General features: G+C 52.2%; 19 protein-coding genes. 12 read left to right on the top strand and 7 right to left on the bottom strand.

Going from position 1 to position 15,311, the window contains the following annotated elements:
* Positions 1 to 85: 85 nt before the first annotated feature.
* Positions 86 to 1,072, top strand: coding sequence for a M23 family metallopeptidase (locus tag BJU60_RS13250; RefSeq protein ID WP_070329284.1), 987 nt, complete (start codon positions 86 to 88; stop codon positions 1,070 to 1,072).
* Between the two features lie 62 nt (positions 1,073 to 1,134).
* On the opposite strand, the gene BJU60_RS13245 is transcribed toward BJU60_RS13250, so the two are convergent.
* Positions 1,135 to 1,677, bottom strand: coding sequence for a TraR/DksA C4-type zinc finger protein (locus tag BJU60_RS13245; protein ID WP_070329283.1), 543 nt, complete (start codon positions 1,675 to 1,677; stop codon positions 1,135 to 1,137).
* Positions 1,678 to 1,832: 155 nt separating this feature from the next.
* Between BJU60_RS13245 and BJU60_RS13240 the strand changes: the two genes are divergently transcribed.
* The 4 genes from BJU60_RS13240 to BJU60_RS13225 all read left to right on the top strand — a co-directional run bounded on the left by BJU60_RS13240 (position 1,833) and on the right by BJU60_RS13225 (position 3,950).
* Positions 1,833 to 2,357: a GrpB family protein gene (locus tag BJU60_RS13240; protein WP_070329282.1), complete on the top strand. Its 525-nt coding sequence runs from the start codon at positions 1,833 to 1,835 to the stop codon at positions 2,355 to 2,357.
* A 56-nt stretch (positions 2,358 to 2,413) separates the two neighbouring features.
* Positions 2,414 to 2,734: a hypothetical protein gene (locus tag BJU60_RS13235; RefSeq protein ID WP_070329281.1), complete on the top strand. Its 321-nt coding sequence runs from the start codon at positions 2,414 to 2,416 to the stop codon at positions 2,732 to 2,734.
* A 117-nt stretch (positions 2,735 to 2,851) separates the two neighbouring features.
* The gene (locus tag BJU60_RS13230) at positions 2,852 to 3,631 is read left to right on the top strand and encodes a CPBP family intramembrane glutamic endopeptidase (RefSeq protein WP_070329280.1); all 780 of its coding nucleotides are present in this window, start codon (positions 2,852 to 2,854) and stop codon (positions 3,629 to 3,631) included.
* 70 nt (positions 3,632 to 3,701) lie between these two features.
* Positions 3,702 to 3,950: a hypothetical protein gene (locus tag BJU60_RS13225; RefSeq protein WP_233589656.1), complete on the top strand. Its 249-nt coding sequence runs from the start codon at positions 3,702 to 3,704 to the stop codon at positions 3,948 to 3,950.
* A 25-nt stretch (positions 3,951 to 3,975) separates the two neighbouring features.
* Here BJU60_RS13225 and BJU60_RS13220 read toward each other — a convergent pair whose 3' ends face one another.
* From BJU60_RS13220 to BJU60_RS13205, 4 genes are all read right to left on the bottom strand, one after another.
* Entirely contained in the window at positions 3,976 to 4,830 is an 855-nt protein-coding gene (locus BJU60_RS13220; RefSeq protein ID WP_070329279.1) for a pirin family protein, read from the bottom strand.
* A 110-nt stretch (positions 4,831 to 4,940) separates the two neighbouring features.
* Entirely contained in the window at positions 4,941 to 6,164 is a 1,224-nt protein-coding gene (locus BJU60_RS13215; RefSeq protein ID WP_070329278.1) for a hypothetical protein, read from the bottom strand.
* 14 nt (positions 6,165 to 6,178) lie between these two features.
* The gene (locus tag BJU60_RS13210) at positions 6,179 to 7,441 is read right to left on the bottom strand and encodes a hypothetical protein (RefSeq protein WP_236633488.1); all 1,263 of its coding nucleotides are present in this window, start codon (positions 7,439 to 7,441) and stop codon (positions 6,179 to 6,181) included.
* A gap of 287 nt (positions 7,442 to 7,728) precedes the next feature.
* On the bottom strand, positions 7,729 to 8,625 hold the full coding sequence (locus BJU60_RS13205; RefSeq protein ID WP_070329277.1) for an aldo/keto reductase: 897 nt from the start codon (positions 8,623 to 8,625) through the stop codon (positions 7,729 to 7,731).
* A 151-nt stretch (positions 8,626 to 8,776) separates the two neighbouring features.
* Between BJU60_RS13205 and BJU60_RS13200 the strand changes: the two genes are divergently transcribed.
* From BJU60_RS13200 to BJU60_RS13185, 4 genes are all read left to right on the top strand, one after another.
* A complete protein-coding gene (locus BJU60_RS13200; protein WP_070329276.1) occupies positions 8,777 to 9,388 on the top strand; it encodes a serine/threonine protein kinase in 612 nt (203 codons plus the stop codon).
* An 81-nt stretch (positions 9,389 to 9,469) separates the two neighbouring features.
* Positions 9,470 to 9,799, top strand: a complete 330-nt coding sequence (locus tag BJU60_RS13195) for a four-helix bundle copper-binding protein (protein ID WP_070329275.1) — start codon at positions 9,470 to 9,472, stop codon at positions 9,797 to 9,799.
* 113 nt (positions 9,800 to 9,912) lie between these two features.
* On the top strand, positions 9,913 to 10,425 hold the full coding sequence (locus BJU60_RS13190) for a GNAT family N-acetyltransferase (protein ID WP_070329274.1): 513 nt from the start codon (positions 9,913 to 9,915) through the stop codon (positions 10,423 to 10,425).
* A 66-nt stretch (positions 10,426 to 10,491) separates the two neighbouring features.
* A complete protein-coding gene (locus BJU60_RS13185) occupies positions 10,492 to 10,830 on the top strand; it encodes a zinc ribbon domain-containing protein YjdM (RefSeq protein ID WP_070329273.1) in 339 nt (112 codons plus the stop codon).
* Between the two features lie 40 nt (positions 10,831 to 10,870).
* On the opposite strand, the gene BJU60_RS13180 is transcribed toward BJU60_RS13185, so the two are convergent.
* A complete protein-coding gene (locus BJU60_RS13180) occupies positions 10,871 to 12,328 on the bottom strand; it encodes an aldehyde dehydrogenase family protein (protein ID WP_070329272.1) in 1,458 nt (485 codons plus the stop codon).
* A gap of 166 nt (positions 12,329 to 12,494) precedes the next feature.
* Between BJU60_RS13180 and BJU60_RS13175 the strand changes: the two genes are divergently transcribed.
* The 3 genes from BJU60_RS13175 (at position 12,495) to BJU60_RS13165 (ending at position 14,709) form a co-directional block, all read left to right on the top strand.
* Positions 12,495 to 12,848 (top strand): PadR family transcriptional regulator, encoded by a 354-nt coding sequence (locus BJU60_RS13175; RefSeq protein WP_070329271.1) that lies wholly within the window; start codon positions 12,495 to 12,497, stop codon positions 12,846 to 12,848.
* The gene (locus tag BJU60_RS13170) at positions 12,817 to 13,578 is read left to right on the top strand and encodes an HAAS domain-containing protein (RefSeq protein WP_070329270.1); all 762 of its coding nucleotides are present in this window, start codon (positions 12,817 to 12,819) and stop codon (positions 13,576 to 13,578) included. Before BJU60_RS13175 ends, BJU60_RS13170 begins: the two co-directional genes overlap by 32 nt.
* A 180-nt stretch (positions 13,579 to 13,758) precedes the next feature.
* Entirely contained in the window at positions 13,759 to 14,709 is a 951-nt protein-coding gene (locus tag BJU60_RS13165; protein WP_070329269.1) for an alpha/beta hydrolase, read from the top strand.
* A gap of 92 nt (positions 14,710 to 14,801) precedes the next feature.
* Here the strand turns inward: BJU60_RS13165 and BJU60_RS13160 are convergent, their stop codons facing one another.
* Entirely contained in the window at positions 14,802 to 15,077 is a 276-nt protein-coding gene (locus BJU60_RS13160; protein WP_070329268.1) for a hypothetical protein, read from the bottom strand.
* Between the last annotated feature and the right edge of the window lie 234 nt (positions 15,078 to 15,311).

Genomic DNA, 15,311 nt, shown 5'->3' with positions numbered 1-15,311 from the left:
AACTTTTCAGGTAGGGATGCTATATTCGCACTTGTAGCTTTTTATATAGCTAGCGAATCATCCTATTTGGAGGTTTTATCAATATATGTGGAAACAACTTTTACTAACTGTCGGTGTTGGCGTACTCGTTTTGAATGGCCCAGCGTCGGCCTCAGCAGATCAACTTACCCCGCAAGAGCTCGTCAAGACGACGAAGTCTCTTCAGAAGATAGAGCGTGATGTTCGCGCGTCAAAGCAAGCGGTTGAAAAGGCGGAACGTCACGTGCAGGCGGTCGATGAACGGGCGGATGCGCTTCAAGCTAAACTAGATCAAGTAAGCACTCAGCTCGAAGCGTATGAAACGGCTTCGACCCCTGAAGAGACGTCTTTGTTTAAACAAGTACTGTCGTCTGTCCTTCCTAGCGCGAAGGCGGAAGCGGCGGAATCCGAAAAAGCCGAGACAGATTTAAAAGCGAGAGAAGCCGAAGCTGCTCGAGCGTTAGACGAATTGAGTGATCAACAGGCCGAAGTGAAGGCCGAGCGGGAACAGGCGAAGGCTTCACATGCGGCAGCGTATAAGCAGTTGAAGGCACAAGCTGCGCAATTAACAGATTTGAAGAAGCAAAAAGCAGCCATCGCACCAGATCAGTTTATGATTCCGGCGACGGGACGTCTGTCACAAGGGTTCGGCCCTGCTAGTGGACAATTCGGTTATACGTTCCACAACGGGATCGATATCGCCGCCAAAGTCGGGACACCGATTCACGCAGCGGCTGACGGTAAGGTCATCGACGTCAAGACGAGCGGTCCTTACGGCAAGCACGTCTTCATCGAGCATGACTTGAACGGACAGAAGTGGACGACCGTCTACGCTCATATGCATAAAATCGAAGTGAAGAAAGGCCAAGCGTTGCTTCAAGGTGAAGGCATCGGCCAAATCGGCAACACGGGCAACTCTTCGGGTCCTCACTTACATTTCGAGGTGCATCAAGGAAAATACGGTTACTCGTCAAGTTCGGCCGGCAATACGGTCAATCCGATGGACGTAGCGGAAGTACTCGGCGGCACATCACCAATCAAAGCGGTTTATTGACACGACGCGGCGTAGCGTCGTGTTTTTTTGCGCAAAAAAAGCCGCATTGCAGCGGCTCTCGTTCATTCGCGGGTTGGATCGTGATTGCCTTTGGTGTCGGCGATTGTATCCGAGCTTCCGAAGTCTTCGACTTGGCTGAAGGCGTCAGTACTTTGCCCGGCGTCATCTGTTCCGTCGAGCTGTTTATGGGCAGCCGTCTCAGACGCATTGAGGACATCTTCTTCGACCGGACGATCGAGGTCTGTTTGATGCTCTTGTTCTTCCTGCTCACGTGCATGTTCGATGCAAAGCGTCGCTTCTGGGATGATCTCGAGCCGATCGAGTTCAATTTCTTTCCCGCACACTTCACATTTTCCGTACGTCCCGTTTTTGATGGCGAGAAGCGCCTTATCGACGTCCGTTAAAAATTCTTCGTCGAGTTCAGTGAGTGCGTGGTCACGTTCGCGTAAAAACAGCTCTTCTCCCGAATCGGCGGGATGGTTGTCATAGTGCGACAACTCTCCTTCGTCGTAAACTTCTTCACGATTTTCCAGATACCCTTCGGTCTTGGCTTTCTCTTTTAGTAGACGTTCTTTGAACGTATCGATTTGTTTTTGTGTCAACATACGGTCCACTCTCCAGTTCTGATTTCATTAGTATAAGCATTTCCCATTTTGCGACGCGACAAACCTTTCTGTCGGCAAAGCGGATTTCTAAAGACTTGAGAAAACGGGTATGATGACAATGAGTGTCAATTGTCGTGGAATAAGGAGGAAGCAACATGAGAAAAGTTGAGGTTGTGGAATACGATACAGCATGGACGGAAAAGTTTGAGGACGAGTCGAGCAGGCTCGAACGATTGCTCGACGGTGAACTGATTGTGATTCATCATATCGGCAGCACGTCTGTCCCGGGTCTTGACGCCAAACCGATCATCGATATCATGCCGGTCGTTCGCCAAATCGAACGCGTCGATGGATTGATCGGTCACATGGAGGCCCTCGGTTATCGCAGTTTCGGCGAGCACGGTATTCCGAGACGGCGCTTCTTCGCCAAAGGTGCGGACGTGCGGACGGTCCATGTCCACGTCTTCGAGGAAGGGGACGAAGGGGTCGTCCGGCATTTGGCCTTTCGAGACTACTTGATGGCATTTCCGGACGTACGTGCCGAATATGCCGCTCTCAAACAACAGCTCGCGAGCCAACATCCGGAAGATATCGAAAGCTACATCCAAGGAAAACAAGAATGGGTGTCCGAAACGGAGCGAGTGGCGACGCTTTGGTATTTGTCCCAGCAACAGAAATGAAACTTTTTCTCGCTTCATCTCGTAACGATAGATAACAAGTTGAGGGGGGAGATAAAGTGAAGCAATTTCTTGGGAAATGTATCGAGTACGCGTTTGTCGCGCTCGTATTCATCGGATTATTCGTCGGTCTGCGCTATGGGGTCCATCAGTTCGTCCCGGCAACGGAAGAGATTCAACGTTATACTTATCTCGTCTTAGGGACAGCCGTTCTCGTGTTTCCGGCTTCGTTGTTCGGCGGCTATTTTCTCGCCCGTCCGATTCAGCGCCGGTTGAACGGAACAGCGACGGTCAGTTCGAACCACGTGTTGCGTGGTGATGAAAAGCCACACGGAATCACGGAAAATCGAAACGGCACGCACACTGGGGGCGGTTTATGATGCGCTTGCGCCCCACTAGTTCGGTTAACGAAGAAGCCGACACGTTTTACGAACGTGTCGGCTTTCAAGCGAAACGTCAAATCGTCGTGAAGCACCTTTAGAAAGGGGAGACGGATCATGACGCGGCGCCTCGTGCTATTTATCGTGTTCACGTTCGCGTGGTCATGGTCATGGTGGGGTCTGAACATCTGGCTCGTCCGCTCGACCGGTGCTTCGTCTTCGCTGCTGCATTTCGCTGGGGCGTTCGGACCGCTCGTCGCGGCATGGCTGACGACGGCTTGGACGGATGGGTGGTCAGGGTGTCGTCGATTGTTTGAGCGCGCCTATGGCCGCTTGACGATTCGCTGGACGTTACTCGCCGTGTCTCTACCCGTTTTGTTTTTCGCAATCGGTGTCCTCATCGTCAGTATGATGCCGGAAGTCTCAAATAGTTCGAATTGGTTTGCCAACGACAAGCTTCCGGACTGGTCGCCGTTTGTGTTATGGCTCGTTTGGGGGGCGACATACGGGTTTGGTGAGGAGAGCGGGTGGCGCGGGTATTTGCTGCCGACACTATCAGAACGGATGGCGGTCCGACCGGCGACGCTCGTGGTCGCGCTCGTTTGGGCGCTTTGGCATGTGCCCGTCTTTTTATACGACCCAGATTTTCAAGACATGTCGGTGTTCATGATTGCCGGTTGGACGATTGGACTTATCTTCGGCTCCTTCTTTTTAGGCTGGTTGACCGTTCAGGCTGACTTCAGCATCTGGCCGGCTATCCTGTTTCACGGAACGTTCGATTTTTTGAGCGCCGGGGATGCGTTGCCGGACTTCATTCCGGCGATCTCATCGGTACTTTTGATTGGACTCGTGCTCGTATTGGCCCGTCGTTACGACGAGCAATTTCATAAACGTTGAAAGTAGGGATTGGATGGAAACGGTTATTTTAGTGATTGGGATCATCGGAGTGATTTCTTTAATGTTTTTCATGTCGAACCAGTGGATGGGATACAGCAAAGGCAATATCGTCATGACGCTCGATGATCATCACACGGACTTGAATCAATACGTGCCGGCGATTTTGACAAAACTCTATGAGGACGGCAAGTCGGCCCATTATCTCGGCGACCGGAAGTTTGAGGTGGACGGGAAACGATACGTCCTCGTCGAACGGACCGTACCGATCGGTCGGGTTCCGACCCAGCAGACGGTACTCATGCCGGATAAAACGAAGTAAAGCCACGCTGCCGCGTGGCTTTTTGTTATTGTGCAGGGGGTCCAAAACTACCGGCATGATAATCGCGGAACGCTTGGCGAATCTCGTCCTCGGTATTCATGACGAACGGACCATGGGCGATGTAGTCCTCACGGATCGGCTGTCCTGAGTAGACGAGCAAGCGGGCCCGTGACGTCGCTTTGACGCGGATTGCGCTCATGCTGTCTGCTGTTTCGTCGTACGTGAGCGTCGCCACGTGCGTTTTCGCGAGCGGGGTCGCCGACGTGCCGAGCTCGACTGAACCGGCGAGCACGTAGACGAATCCGTTATGGTTTGTCGGCAAGACGTGCTCGTAGACGGCACCGGCTTTCAGACTGATTTCGCTCATCGTGATCGGCACGAGGCTGTTCATCGGCCCCGTTACCCCGGCGACGTCGCCGGAGTAGACGCGCACCTGCCCGCCGTCGACCGGTACGACCGGGGCGTCTTCGACATATACGTTCTGATAGGAAGTTGTCGTCGATTTGAGCGATTTTGGCAAGTTGAGCCATAGTTGCAGCGTATGGATCAAGTCGTCATCGACGGCTTCCTCGGCATGCCGGGCTCCCCAACCGGCGTTCATATATTGAACGTCACCGGCGTCTAAAACCGAATGGCCGCCATGGTTGTCGATATGCTCGAGCCGACCGTCGATGACGTACGTGATCGTCTGAAACCCGCGGTGCGGATGGTCAGAGAACGTGCCACGCTTGAACCAATCCTCGGCCATTAAAATAAACGGGTCGAACTCGTCTTTTCGTTCCGGGGGTAACACCCACCCTTGTTGGACGTGCGGATAGCCGTTCTGTTTATACGCGACTTGCCAGTGTGCGGCGACATCGCGGTCAAATCGTTTCGTCATCAGACCATCTCCTTCGAAAGCGTTTGGCTCCATTGTCGCACATGGTCGATCTAGAAACGGGTGATTTTGCTCTCTGAACGTGCAAAGACAGACGGCCAGGAGACCGTCTGTCAATAAGGGGCGAGCGACAGCCAGGTGGCGCTGTCCTCGGAACTGAGTTTGTAGTGGTTACCTTTGGTCGTGACATAGACGTCCGTCTTTTTGGAACGTTCATGGAGCGTCACGTCGAACGTTTGGGACTTAACGCCTTCGGCCAAGGTGAATAGCGGATATGCGGCCGCCTCACCGTTCCGGTTGACGCGTTCGGCCCGCTGCAGCATCTGTTTAAGCGTTTCTCCGTCGGCAGTGGTCGTCTGGATGGCGTCCAAATGATGAAGTTCGGTCTTACCGGAGAGCGACGTCTTATGGAAATAACCGATGGTCGCTTCCTCGACTTCTTCTGTCGTTGCTGCGTCGACTTCTGACTGTGTCATCATCACCGGCGGCTCATAAGACAACGAGACCGTTTGCTTGACCGTCTCACCGTTGACATCATACGTCAACTCCCAGAGCGGATACATGTTGCCGAATTGAAGCTCGTCAGGGAGAGGATAGACGGTTGAAAGTGTCGGGATGCCGCCATCTGGAACAGAATCGAGCGACCCGTATGCCATGTTGTTTTCAGAAGATTGAATCAAGAGTGGTTGGAGGACCCCCTCCATCTTGACGAGATAAAGCGACAGCGCCATCGTCTTCATGTTCGGGTCAAACGGGTGAAAGGATGTCATCGACGAGTCCTGCGTCTTCACTTCTAGAGCGAGTGAGGCGAAGAGGGGAGAATGCAGCGCAACAAACGGTGAATCGAATGGGATCAATTCGAAAAACGGATCGTCTTCAAGCTTGGTTTCGGTCGTTTGACGCATTGCATCGGACACGCCCACAGAACGCGGTCGGAGCGGTTCGGGCTCCGCTTCACGCCGAGCGGCCGGGAGGAGATCGGCATCGATCAGTTTCACATATTGGCTAACGTCAGTTTGACAGTAAGCGTATGTCGCCTCGTCGTCATGGAACACGGACATCGTCGTGAAGTTTGACGAAAAACGTGAGAAACTGCGATACGTCGCGTCATAGACGAACGGTCGGTCCGAGATGGAAGCGGCGCCGGTGTCGTCACAAATCGTATGCACGGCAATCTGTTCCGTTTCGTCGAGCTGCATCGACTGTTGGTCCGGTTCATAATGATAGCCGTCGAATAGGATGGGGCGAACTTTGAGGTCGAGCGCGGACTCTTGTTCTGTGCAACCGGTCAAGATGATTGTCGCCATGAGCAACGTTGTGATGCCGATGGTTCGCACGCCATTTGCCCCCTTTACTCCATGAATTGGGCCTGCCACTTGGCCGCATCGTCGCGGAGTAGCTGGAAATGAGACCCAGTCTTCGTATTCGTCAAAAACACGTCATTTCCTTCATAGCTGACGTCGAACGTTTGTGCACATATGCCTTCGAAGACGGTCAAATAAGGGGTCGAGGCAGGTGTGCCGGCTTTCGAGACGGCTTTCGCGCGCTCGATCGCATTGAAGATGAATTGCGTATCGTCAGCTGTGGCGTGGCTTAAAAACGGCTCGTCTTTCGATTCCGTACCGATCAAGGCGAGCTCGTGAAAGACGACGTGCCGGCGGTGGTCGAATTGTTGGCGCATTTTGTTCTTCAAGCTATCCCCGCGCAACAAGGTTTCTTCTTTATAGGTGATCGACACGACTTGTTTATGGGCTTTTCCATCGCGGGTGAACGAGAAGCTGAACAACGGATAGCGTTCGTTCGCTACGAGTGTCGATGGGAGCGCACTTGCTTGCCGGACTCCTAGAAAACGGTCGAACGTCGCGTCAGGTGGTCGGACTACATCGTGATAGAGCTCTTGGTTCGACGAGGTGTAAATGCCGTAGCGCTGTTCGCCATCAGCCGACTCGGTACCAAATCCAATCGAGAGAAACGGCTGTCTAGAAGATAGATCAATAGGGACCACGAGGGTCTCGGCCGTGTCCGTTGACTCGAATGTGAACTCATATGAACCGTTGAACGGCATCGTCACGTGGACGAGCGTTTGCTCGAGAGCAGTCCGGAGCGGATACGGTTCGTTGCCGACCGGTTTGTCCATCTCGTTTAGAAATTGAAGTCGTTCGTGCGGTTGAGCGTTTCGCAGTTTCGAGATGGACGGATAAGTGACGGACAAGTCTTGAAAAGCGGTGAGACTGTCGGGAACGGATGCGACTTGTTTGATATAAGTGATTGTGCCTGCCTGACATTGCACATAAGACTGATTCTCCACTTCAAAGAATGTAGCGGTCGGGAACGCTTCGGTTGACGTTGTCGTCGTCAACGGCTGCGTCAACGTGACCGTTCCGACTAAACGGCGATCGCCGGCGGGAACGTTCGTGATCGCATCTTCTGGATAACAAGCATCGAGCACGTTCGTCCGGTCGGACTCGGTCATCTCGATCTGTTGCCCCGAAGGAAGCGTAGCGCGACCTTGATAATACTCTGGAGCTGTATGTAAACGAAAAGCATGTTCTTCCTCACATCCAAATAGGAATGACAAAATGGCAAGCGTACAGAAAAGCAGGTACTTTTTCACAGCGGTGCACTCCTTCGATGAATAACTTTCATCATTTTAGCACCAATTTTTTGTGACTTTAGTCTTAGGAAAACTAATGTGTTTTTTTAATAAAAAAGCGAAAAACCCGCTCGACTTGAACTGAGCGGGTCTGGTTTACACTTATGGATAAGAAATGGAATTTCTCGATTTGAATGTTGTCGATTTTTGACGAATGAACCTTGATATAGCGTCATTGCTAAAAAACAGACGGAAAACGTTGAAATGTAGTATGGGTTTTATAGGTATTTATTGGTTTTTATATTCCTTTAGTCGACGTCGCGACCGCGTGAAGCTTTCAAAATTTCGAACCATTCTTCACGGCTGAGCTCAATTTCAAGTGCGTCGACGCCAGTGCGGACTCGTTCAATTTTCCCAGAGCCGATGATCGGCATGATATTGACCGGATGTTTGAGCAACCAAGCATAGACGATTGAATCGATACCGCTAGCGTCATGACGGACGCGGATCTCTTCAAGCTTTTCACGAAGTGGCGCGTAGTCGTCTGCAGAGAACAACTGGCCTCCGGCGAGCGGGCTCCAGGCCATGAGCGGCATCCGCTTTTCGTGACATAGGTCGACAGAACCATCTTCGAAATGTTTCAACTGCATCGGCGAGAGCTCGAGCTGGTTCGTCACGAGTTTGAACGGTAACCGTGACTGCAGCAGTTGCTGTGTCGACGGTGCGTGGTTCGAGACGCCGAACGTCCGAACTTTTCCGCTCTGTTGCAACGTGATGAACGCCTCGGCGACTTCATCTGGATCCATGAGCGGGTCGGGACGATGGATCAAAAGTGTATCAATCTGGTCAATCCCGAGCTCGCTCAAAGAACGTTCGGTTTGGCTGATGATATGTGCTTTCGTCGTGTCGTAATGATTGAGCGTTTGGCCGGGGTTGAATGAGCCGGTCAATTTGATGCCCGTCTTCGTCACGATTTCGATTTGGTCACGAAGCGAAGGTTTGAGGCGCAACGCCTCTCCGAATAATCCTTCACACGTATACCCGCCATAAATGTCGGCGTGATCGAACGTCGTGATGCCGAGCTCGATACATTGCTCGATGAACGTGAGACGCTCCTGTGGGCTCATCTCCCATTCGGCGAGACGCCACATTCCGTGGATGATGCGTGAGAACGATAAGTCTTCCGTTAGTGCGATTCGTTGCATAATCGATTCCTCCTAATTGTCTGTCGCTTTCATTATACGGGTATTGTCCAACATCGTCACTTTCTGCGCGCGAGCAGGGATGCTGAAACAGGGTCAATCGTGACGGAATCCGTTATGATAGACGAGAGACAAACAGAAAGAGGAGTTCTTCATGAATCGTTATGAAATTTATGCGGACGTGTCGTTCGAACAAGACGTTCACGAGACGCGTGCCACCGCTTATCACCAAGACCTCGAGCTGCATGGGATCGGACGGAGCGCCGCCGTATTTCGCGTGAAAGACACGCAACTCGTCATCAAAGTGTTCTTCCCGGGCTATACTCAAATCGCAGCGGAAGAAGCCGTGATTTATCGTACGCTCGAAGGGCTGCCCCAGTTCCCATATTTGTACGAAGTCGGGCCGAACTATATCGTCATCGATTATATCGAAGGTAAGACGCTGTTTGAGTGTTTGACCGAAGGGATTTGGATTGATGCGGCGTACATCGAGCAAGTCGACGAGGCGCTGATTAAAGCGCGGCAGCTTGGACTTACCCCGTCAGACGTACATTTGCGCAACATCATCCTCAGTCCGCAAGGCCGCATCTATTTGATCGATTTGGCCCGGTTCCGGCAAGGGCAACATATCGACCATCAATGGGAAGACTTGAAACGGATGTATCGGCTCTACCGGCTCCGCTTCGTGCCGAAACGATATTCCGAGCGGCTGTTGAACGGCATCGCCTATTTATACCGCACGTTTGTCAACGATCCGAGACGTTAGTCGAAGGTCGTTTTTCTTTTGGCGATTAGGGAACAACAGTAACGTATCGTTGTCGTGTCACTTAAAAAGGAGGACGTCCGAATGGCTCACCGAATTTATGCGAATGAACTCGAAACGTTGCATGACTGTGTGGAGACGTGTAACTACTGTCTTGAATCGTGTCTTGAAGAGCGCGATGTGAAGATGATGGTCGATTGCATCCGGCTCGACCGCGAATGTGCCGCTATGTGCTCGTTCCTCGCCGAGGCGATGACACGGGATTCGGCGTTCGTGCCCGAACTCGCACGGGCTTGTGCGGTCATGTGTAAGGCGTGCGCCCAAGAGTGCGAAAAACATAAGCACGAGCACTGCCAAGAGTGTGCGCGCGTTTGCTTCGAATGCGCTTCGATGTGCGACCGCTTAGCAGCTTGAGCGGAATACGGTCAGTCGACGCGGCTGACCTTTTTTTGTGGAAAATGCGTCGCGACGTGTGTTTTGAGAGTGAGATACGTATAATGAAGAAAACTCATGAAAGTGGTGTATGTATGATCCGTAATTGCCGTCGTGACGACCTTCAAGCCATCTTACATATTTACAATGACGCCATCGTCAACAGTACTGCCGTCTATCACTATGAACCGGTGACGCTTCAAAATCGAGTCGCCTGGTATGAAGATAAAAAAGCGTCCGGACACCCCGTCATCGTCTGGCAAGACGGCGACGTCGTCATGGGTTTCGCCACGTTTGGCCCGTTCCGTCCATGGCCAGCCTACCATTACACGATTGAACACTCTGTCTACGTTCATCCGGGCTATCGCGGCAAAGGTGTCGGCAACAAGTTGCTTCGTGAAATCATCCGCATCGCGGAAGCGCGTAACTATAAGACGATGATTGGCGGAATCGATGCTGCCAACATCGCGAGTATCAAAGCGCATGAAAAATTGGGCTTCGTTCATTCAGGGACGATCAAACGAGCCGGCTACAAATTTGGAAAATGGCTCGACTTGTCATTTTATCAATTGGATTTGACAGGTCCCGAAACACCGCAAGAAGGCTAAATGTTGTCTATCGACATTTCTGAAATACGGTATACTGGCAACAGTGAATCGAATGGAGGAATCAAGATGACAGAACTACCGAATTGCCCAAAATGTCAGTCGGCCTACGTCTATGAAGATGGCGCTTTGCTCGTCTGCCCGGAATGTGCTTACGAGTGGTCACCGAGCGAGGCGGCCGAGGCCGAGGCCGACGCTGAGGTTAAAGACGCGAACGGGAACGTGCTCCAAGATGGAGATGCGGTCACGGTCATCAAAGACTTGAAAGTGAAAGGTACGTCACTCGTCGTCAAACAAGGGACGAAAGTGAAAAGTATCCGCCTCGTCGACGGTGATCACGATATCGATTGCAAAATCGATGGGTTCGGCGCGATGAAGCTCAAGTCAGAATTTGTCAAGAAACTATGAAAAAACTGTTTCGGTCCACGGACCGAAACAGTTTTTTGTATTACGAGAAGAACGGCTTGTATTCACGGCGTTCATGCATGACAGATACCCATTGGAGCGTCGTGAACTCCTCGAGCACCCATTCGCCGTTGAAGCGGCCGAGCCCTGAGTCTTTCTCACCGCCGAACGGTAAGTGCGGCTCGTCATTCACCGATTGGTCGTTGATGTGGATCATCCCGGTCTCGACGCGGCGAGCAAACTCGGTCGCCCGGTAAATCGAACCGTGGACGGCGCCGCTAAGACCATATGGGAGTTCGTTCGAGATATGGAGCGCTTCTTCGTCGTCTTTGAATGACAAGATGACGGCGACCGGTCCGAAGATCTCATTTTTGGCGAGCGGCATGTCGTTCGTGACACCGCTAAGGACCGTCGGCTCGAGCACGTTGCCGTTCGCTTTGCCACCGACGTGGAGCGTCGCCCCGGCGTCGACCGTCTGATCGATTTGGTCGAGGATACGATCGATTTGATCATGGTCGATGAGTGGTCCGACCTGTGTATCGGCTTCATTCGGATTTCCGAATTTAAGACCGCGGACGCGTTCGTTAAACCGTTCGAGGAACGTGTCATGAATCGATTCGGCGACGAGAATCCGGTTCGTCGACATACAGATCTGACCTTGATGGAAGAACTTGCTGTAGACGGCCGACTCGACAGCGCGGTCGATATCAGCATCGTCTAGGACGACGAAGACGTTGTTGCCACCAAGTTCAAGCGCGGTCTTCTTCAACAAACGTCCGGCCTTCTCGGCAATGCCTTTCCCGACCTCGGTCGATCCCGTGAACGAGATGAGTTTTGGGATCGGGTGTTCGACGATGGCATCGCCAATCTCAGAGCCGCGACCGACGACGATATTTAAGACGCCTTTCGGAAGCCCGGCTTCTTCAAACAATGAAGCGAACAGGAGCCCGCCTGTGACCGGTGTCGCCGTCGCTGGTTTGACGACGACGGTGTTGCCGGTCGCGAGCGCCGAGACGATCGAACGGACCGCGAGATGGAACGGGAAGTTCCATGGGCTGATGACGCCGATGACGCCGAGCGGCTTCCGGTAGACCCGATTCTCTTTGTTCGGTACGATCGATGGTTTGATCAGACCGTCCATCCGGAACGGGAACGTCGACGCCTCTTTAATGATTGCCATCGAGGCAGCGAATTCGCCTTCTGCCTTGATGCGGGTGCTGCCTGACTCTTTCACGAGCCAGTCGATGATGTCGTCTTTATAGTGTAACGTCAGTTCAGCGAACCGCTCGATCAGGGCGCGGCGCTCTTGCGGCAGCATGACCGCCCATTCGCCTTGTGCTTCCTTAGCTACCTGATACGCCTTGTCGAGATCGGACTCGTCTGCTGACCGGATCGAGAACAGCTTCTCGTCCGTGAACGGGTTGACGTTGTCGATCGACTTGTCGCTCGAACCGTCTACCCACTGGCCGTCAATGTACATCTTCGTAAAATCGGTATGCATAACAACACTCCTTTATTTTTTCTTCACCATAAGAAGTATTCACCTCTTGTCAAAAACTAAACATTGGAATGTGCACTATCTTGCTTTACAAACTAGTTGATTTTGGTATCTTTATCCATTACTATTGTGTATAACAAGTTAGTTTGAAGGGAAGCAGGGTTGCGCTATGGCAATGAGTCAAATGTTGAAAGGTCTGCTCGAAGGATGTCTGCTCGCCATCATCGCAAAAGGGGAGACGTACGGCTATGAGATGTCGGAGAAACTTCAAGCGTACGGTTTCACGATGGTGAGCGAAGGCAGTATCTACCCGGTTCTGTTACGGATGAAGAAAGAGGGATGGGTCGAGACGGTTCAAAAACCTCTGCCTTCAGGAGGTCCGAAACGAAAGTATTACGTATTGACGGAAGCTGGGGAACAGGAATTAATGGCGTTCCGGAAGCGTTGGGCAGATGTGTCGAGCGGTGTCGACCGCGTACTAGGAGAGGGGAATGAACGTGGAACTTTCGAAAAAGAGTCGTGATTTTTTAGATGATTTGGCGGTCTATCTCATGTCGAGTGGGAAATCAGAACGTGAAGTGAAGGACGTGACCGAAGAATTGAAAGACCATTTAGAAGAAGCGGAGCGAGCAGGGAAAAGCGTAGACGATGTCGTCGGACAGAGCCCTGAGGCGTATATGCGCCAACTCGGGAGCGAGATGGCGTTTGACGTGAAAGGGGTAGTGAAAGTTGTCGGCATGATCATTCCGAGCGTATTCGCCTACATCATCATCGGAAACTTTATTCAAGGAGAGATGACGTTCTCGACGGTCCAACTGATCGGCTTCCCACTCGTCGCCGTCATACTTTTACTCGCCGTGACACAAGTGTTCCGTAAGATGTCGACCGGTTCGTCTCGCGGCAAGATGAAAACTGGGTTGACGTATGCCGCGCTCGGTGCATTGCCGATGACGCTATTCCTAGGCTTGATGACTTTCGACCTGCTCGTTGAGACACCGAAGATCACGTTTGGGACGGTCGGGCAGTTCGTGTTGTTCGGGCTAGCAGTGCTCACACTCGTCATCGTGTCGGTGTGGACGAAGACGTGGATCAATCTGATTATTCCACTTCTACTGTTTGTGCCGCAATATGTGTTCGCGCAAACGAGCCTGCCGCTTGAACAACAGTTGATTTTCTCAATGATGGTTCTGTTCGTCGGCATGGGAATCGTTATGTTCGTCTGGTGGAAAAAGAATCAACAGGAGGAAGTCTAAGACGTTTGTCATAGATGCTAGCTCGATTGTTAGGCATCGCTTGGACGGTCTTGTTCGTTATCGGTGTCGTCTTGGCATTCTTTTATCATTCTAAATTTCGAAAAGTGTGCGAGTCTGCTTAATGACGGGTTCGGCTGGGAATAGGAAACTGTACGCCAATAGAGAAAGAAGGGGTTCCCATTGCCAGTCAATCCGACGATTCAATTTTATTTGGATCAATTTAAAAATCAGATGTCACCCACATATGAGCAAATGAACCCACTCGAGTTAAGACGACAGGAAGATGCAGTGCTGACGAGGTTCCAGCATAAAGAGCACGTTCACGAAGTCGAGGACTTGGATCTCTCGCTCCCAGGGCGTACGCTCCCGATTCGGATTTATCGGTCAGGAGCAACGACCGCCCCGGCACTTGTCTACTATCACGGCGGCGGTTACGTCACCGGCAGCATCGAGACACACGATGCGATTTGCCGCACCCTCGCGAACGAGGCGGACTGTACCGTCATCTCGGTCGGGTATCGCCTCGCGCCGGAACATAAATTTCCAGCCCCGGTCGAAGACGCTTACGATGCACTCGTTTGGATCGGGGAACACGCTTCGGAATTAAACGTAGATGCGTCACGACTCGCCGTCGGCGGCGACAGTGCCGGCGGGACGCTCGCCACGGTCAGCGCATTGATTACGAGTGAGCGCGGGGGGCCGTCACTCGTTCATCAGCTCCTGTTTTACCCGGTGACCGGGACCGAAGAGAACTTGCCGTTATCTTTGATTGATTACGCTACCGGCTACTTGCTTGACGAAGGGTTGATCCGTTGGTTCCAGCAGCAATATTTTAATGACGAAAATGAGTTGACACATCCGTATGCGTCGCCAATTTTGTCCGATCGCTTAGAACAACTGCCTGCGACGACACTACTGACGGCCGAGTACGACCCGCTCCGTGACGTCGGTCGGGCTTATGCGAACAAATTGATCAGCCTCGGTGTCCCGGTGACGTATAAAAATTACGGGGGGCTGATCCACGGCTTCACGAACTACTATGCGTTCGTCCCAGAGGCGAAACGGGCGGTGAAAGAGGCGGCTCATTGTTTAAAAACAGCGTTTGAGAACCAAAAAAATATTCTTGGATAAGAGAAGAGGACCATTCTGACCTATTGTCGGAACGGTCCTCTTCTCTTATGAGTACGCTCGCACCATCAGACTCTGTTGCAAGGCGCGTTATTTCATGCTTTCGATAAACTCGGGAAGCGACAGCCTTCCGGGAAAAGGTGGCCGTCACTCATACGGATCATCCATTGTCCGTCACGTGCACGTGACGCACGTCGTTCGACATCGGCCAAGTCAGGTGTGAATTCAAAGACGATTTCCGCGATCCCATCAAAGGAGAGCCGTGCCACGACGTCGACGTGTTCGAGCGGGGGCGCCGAGCCCGAAACGGAGACAAATAGCTCCGGTTCGTGTTGGACAGTGAACCCTTGCTTCTCTTGAACTACCCCCACCTACGCCTTGCTTAGCGGTGGAGGATTCCTGAGTTATCCGACCTATCAGCCGGAACCTGATCAGGCTACCCCCGTCGTCCCGACGGTTGAAAGTTGACCTTGTCCGTTTCTTTAGTGCTGATGCCTACTTTGCTTGGTTTTCGCTACTTCGGTCATCCGCTAGGTGAACGTTGAAGATTTTACGTGACAGACGAACTTCCTGCCACAACCCTATATCTTCAGTTTTCAAGGAAC

Source organism: Exiguobacterium aurantiacum, from assembly GCF_001766415.1.
In the GTDB taxonomy this organism is placed as follows: domain Bacteria; phylum Bacillota; class Bacilli; order Exiguobacteriales; family Exiguobacteriaceae; genus Exiguobacterium; species Exiguobacterium aurantiacum_A.
The sequence above is the reverse complement of the archived record's forward strand: the minus strand, read 5'-3'. Positions and strand labels throughout refer to the sequence as shown.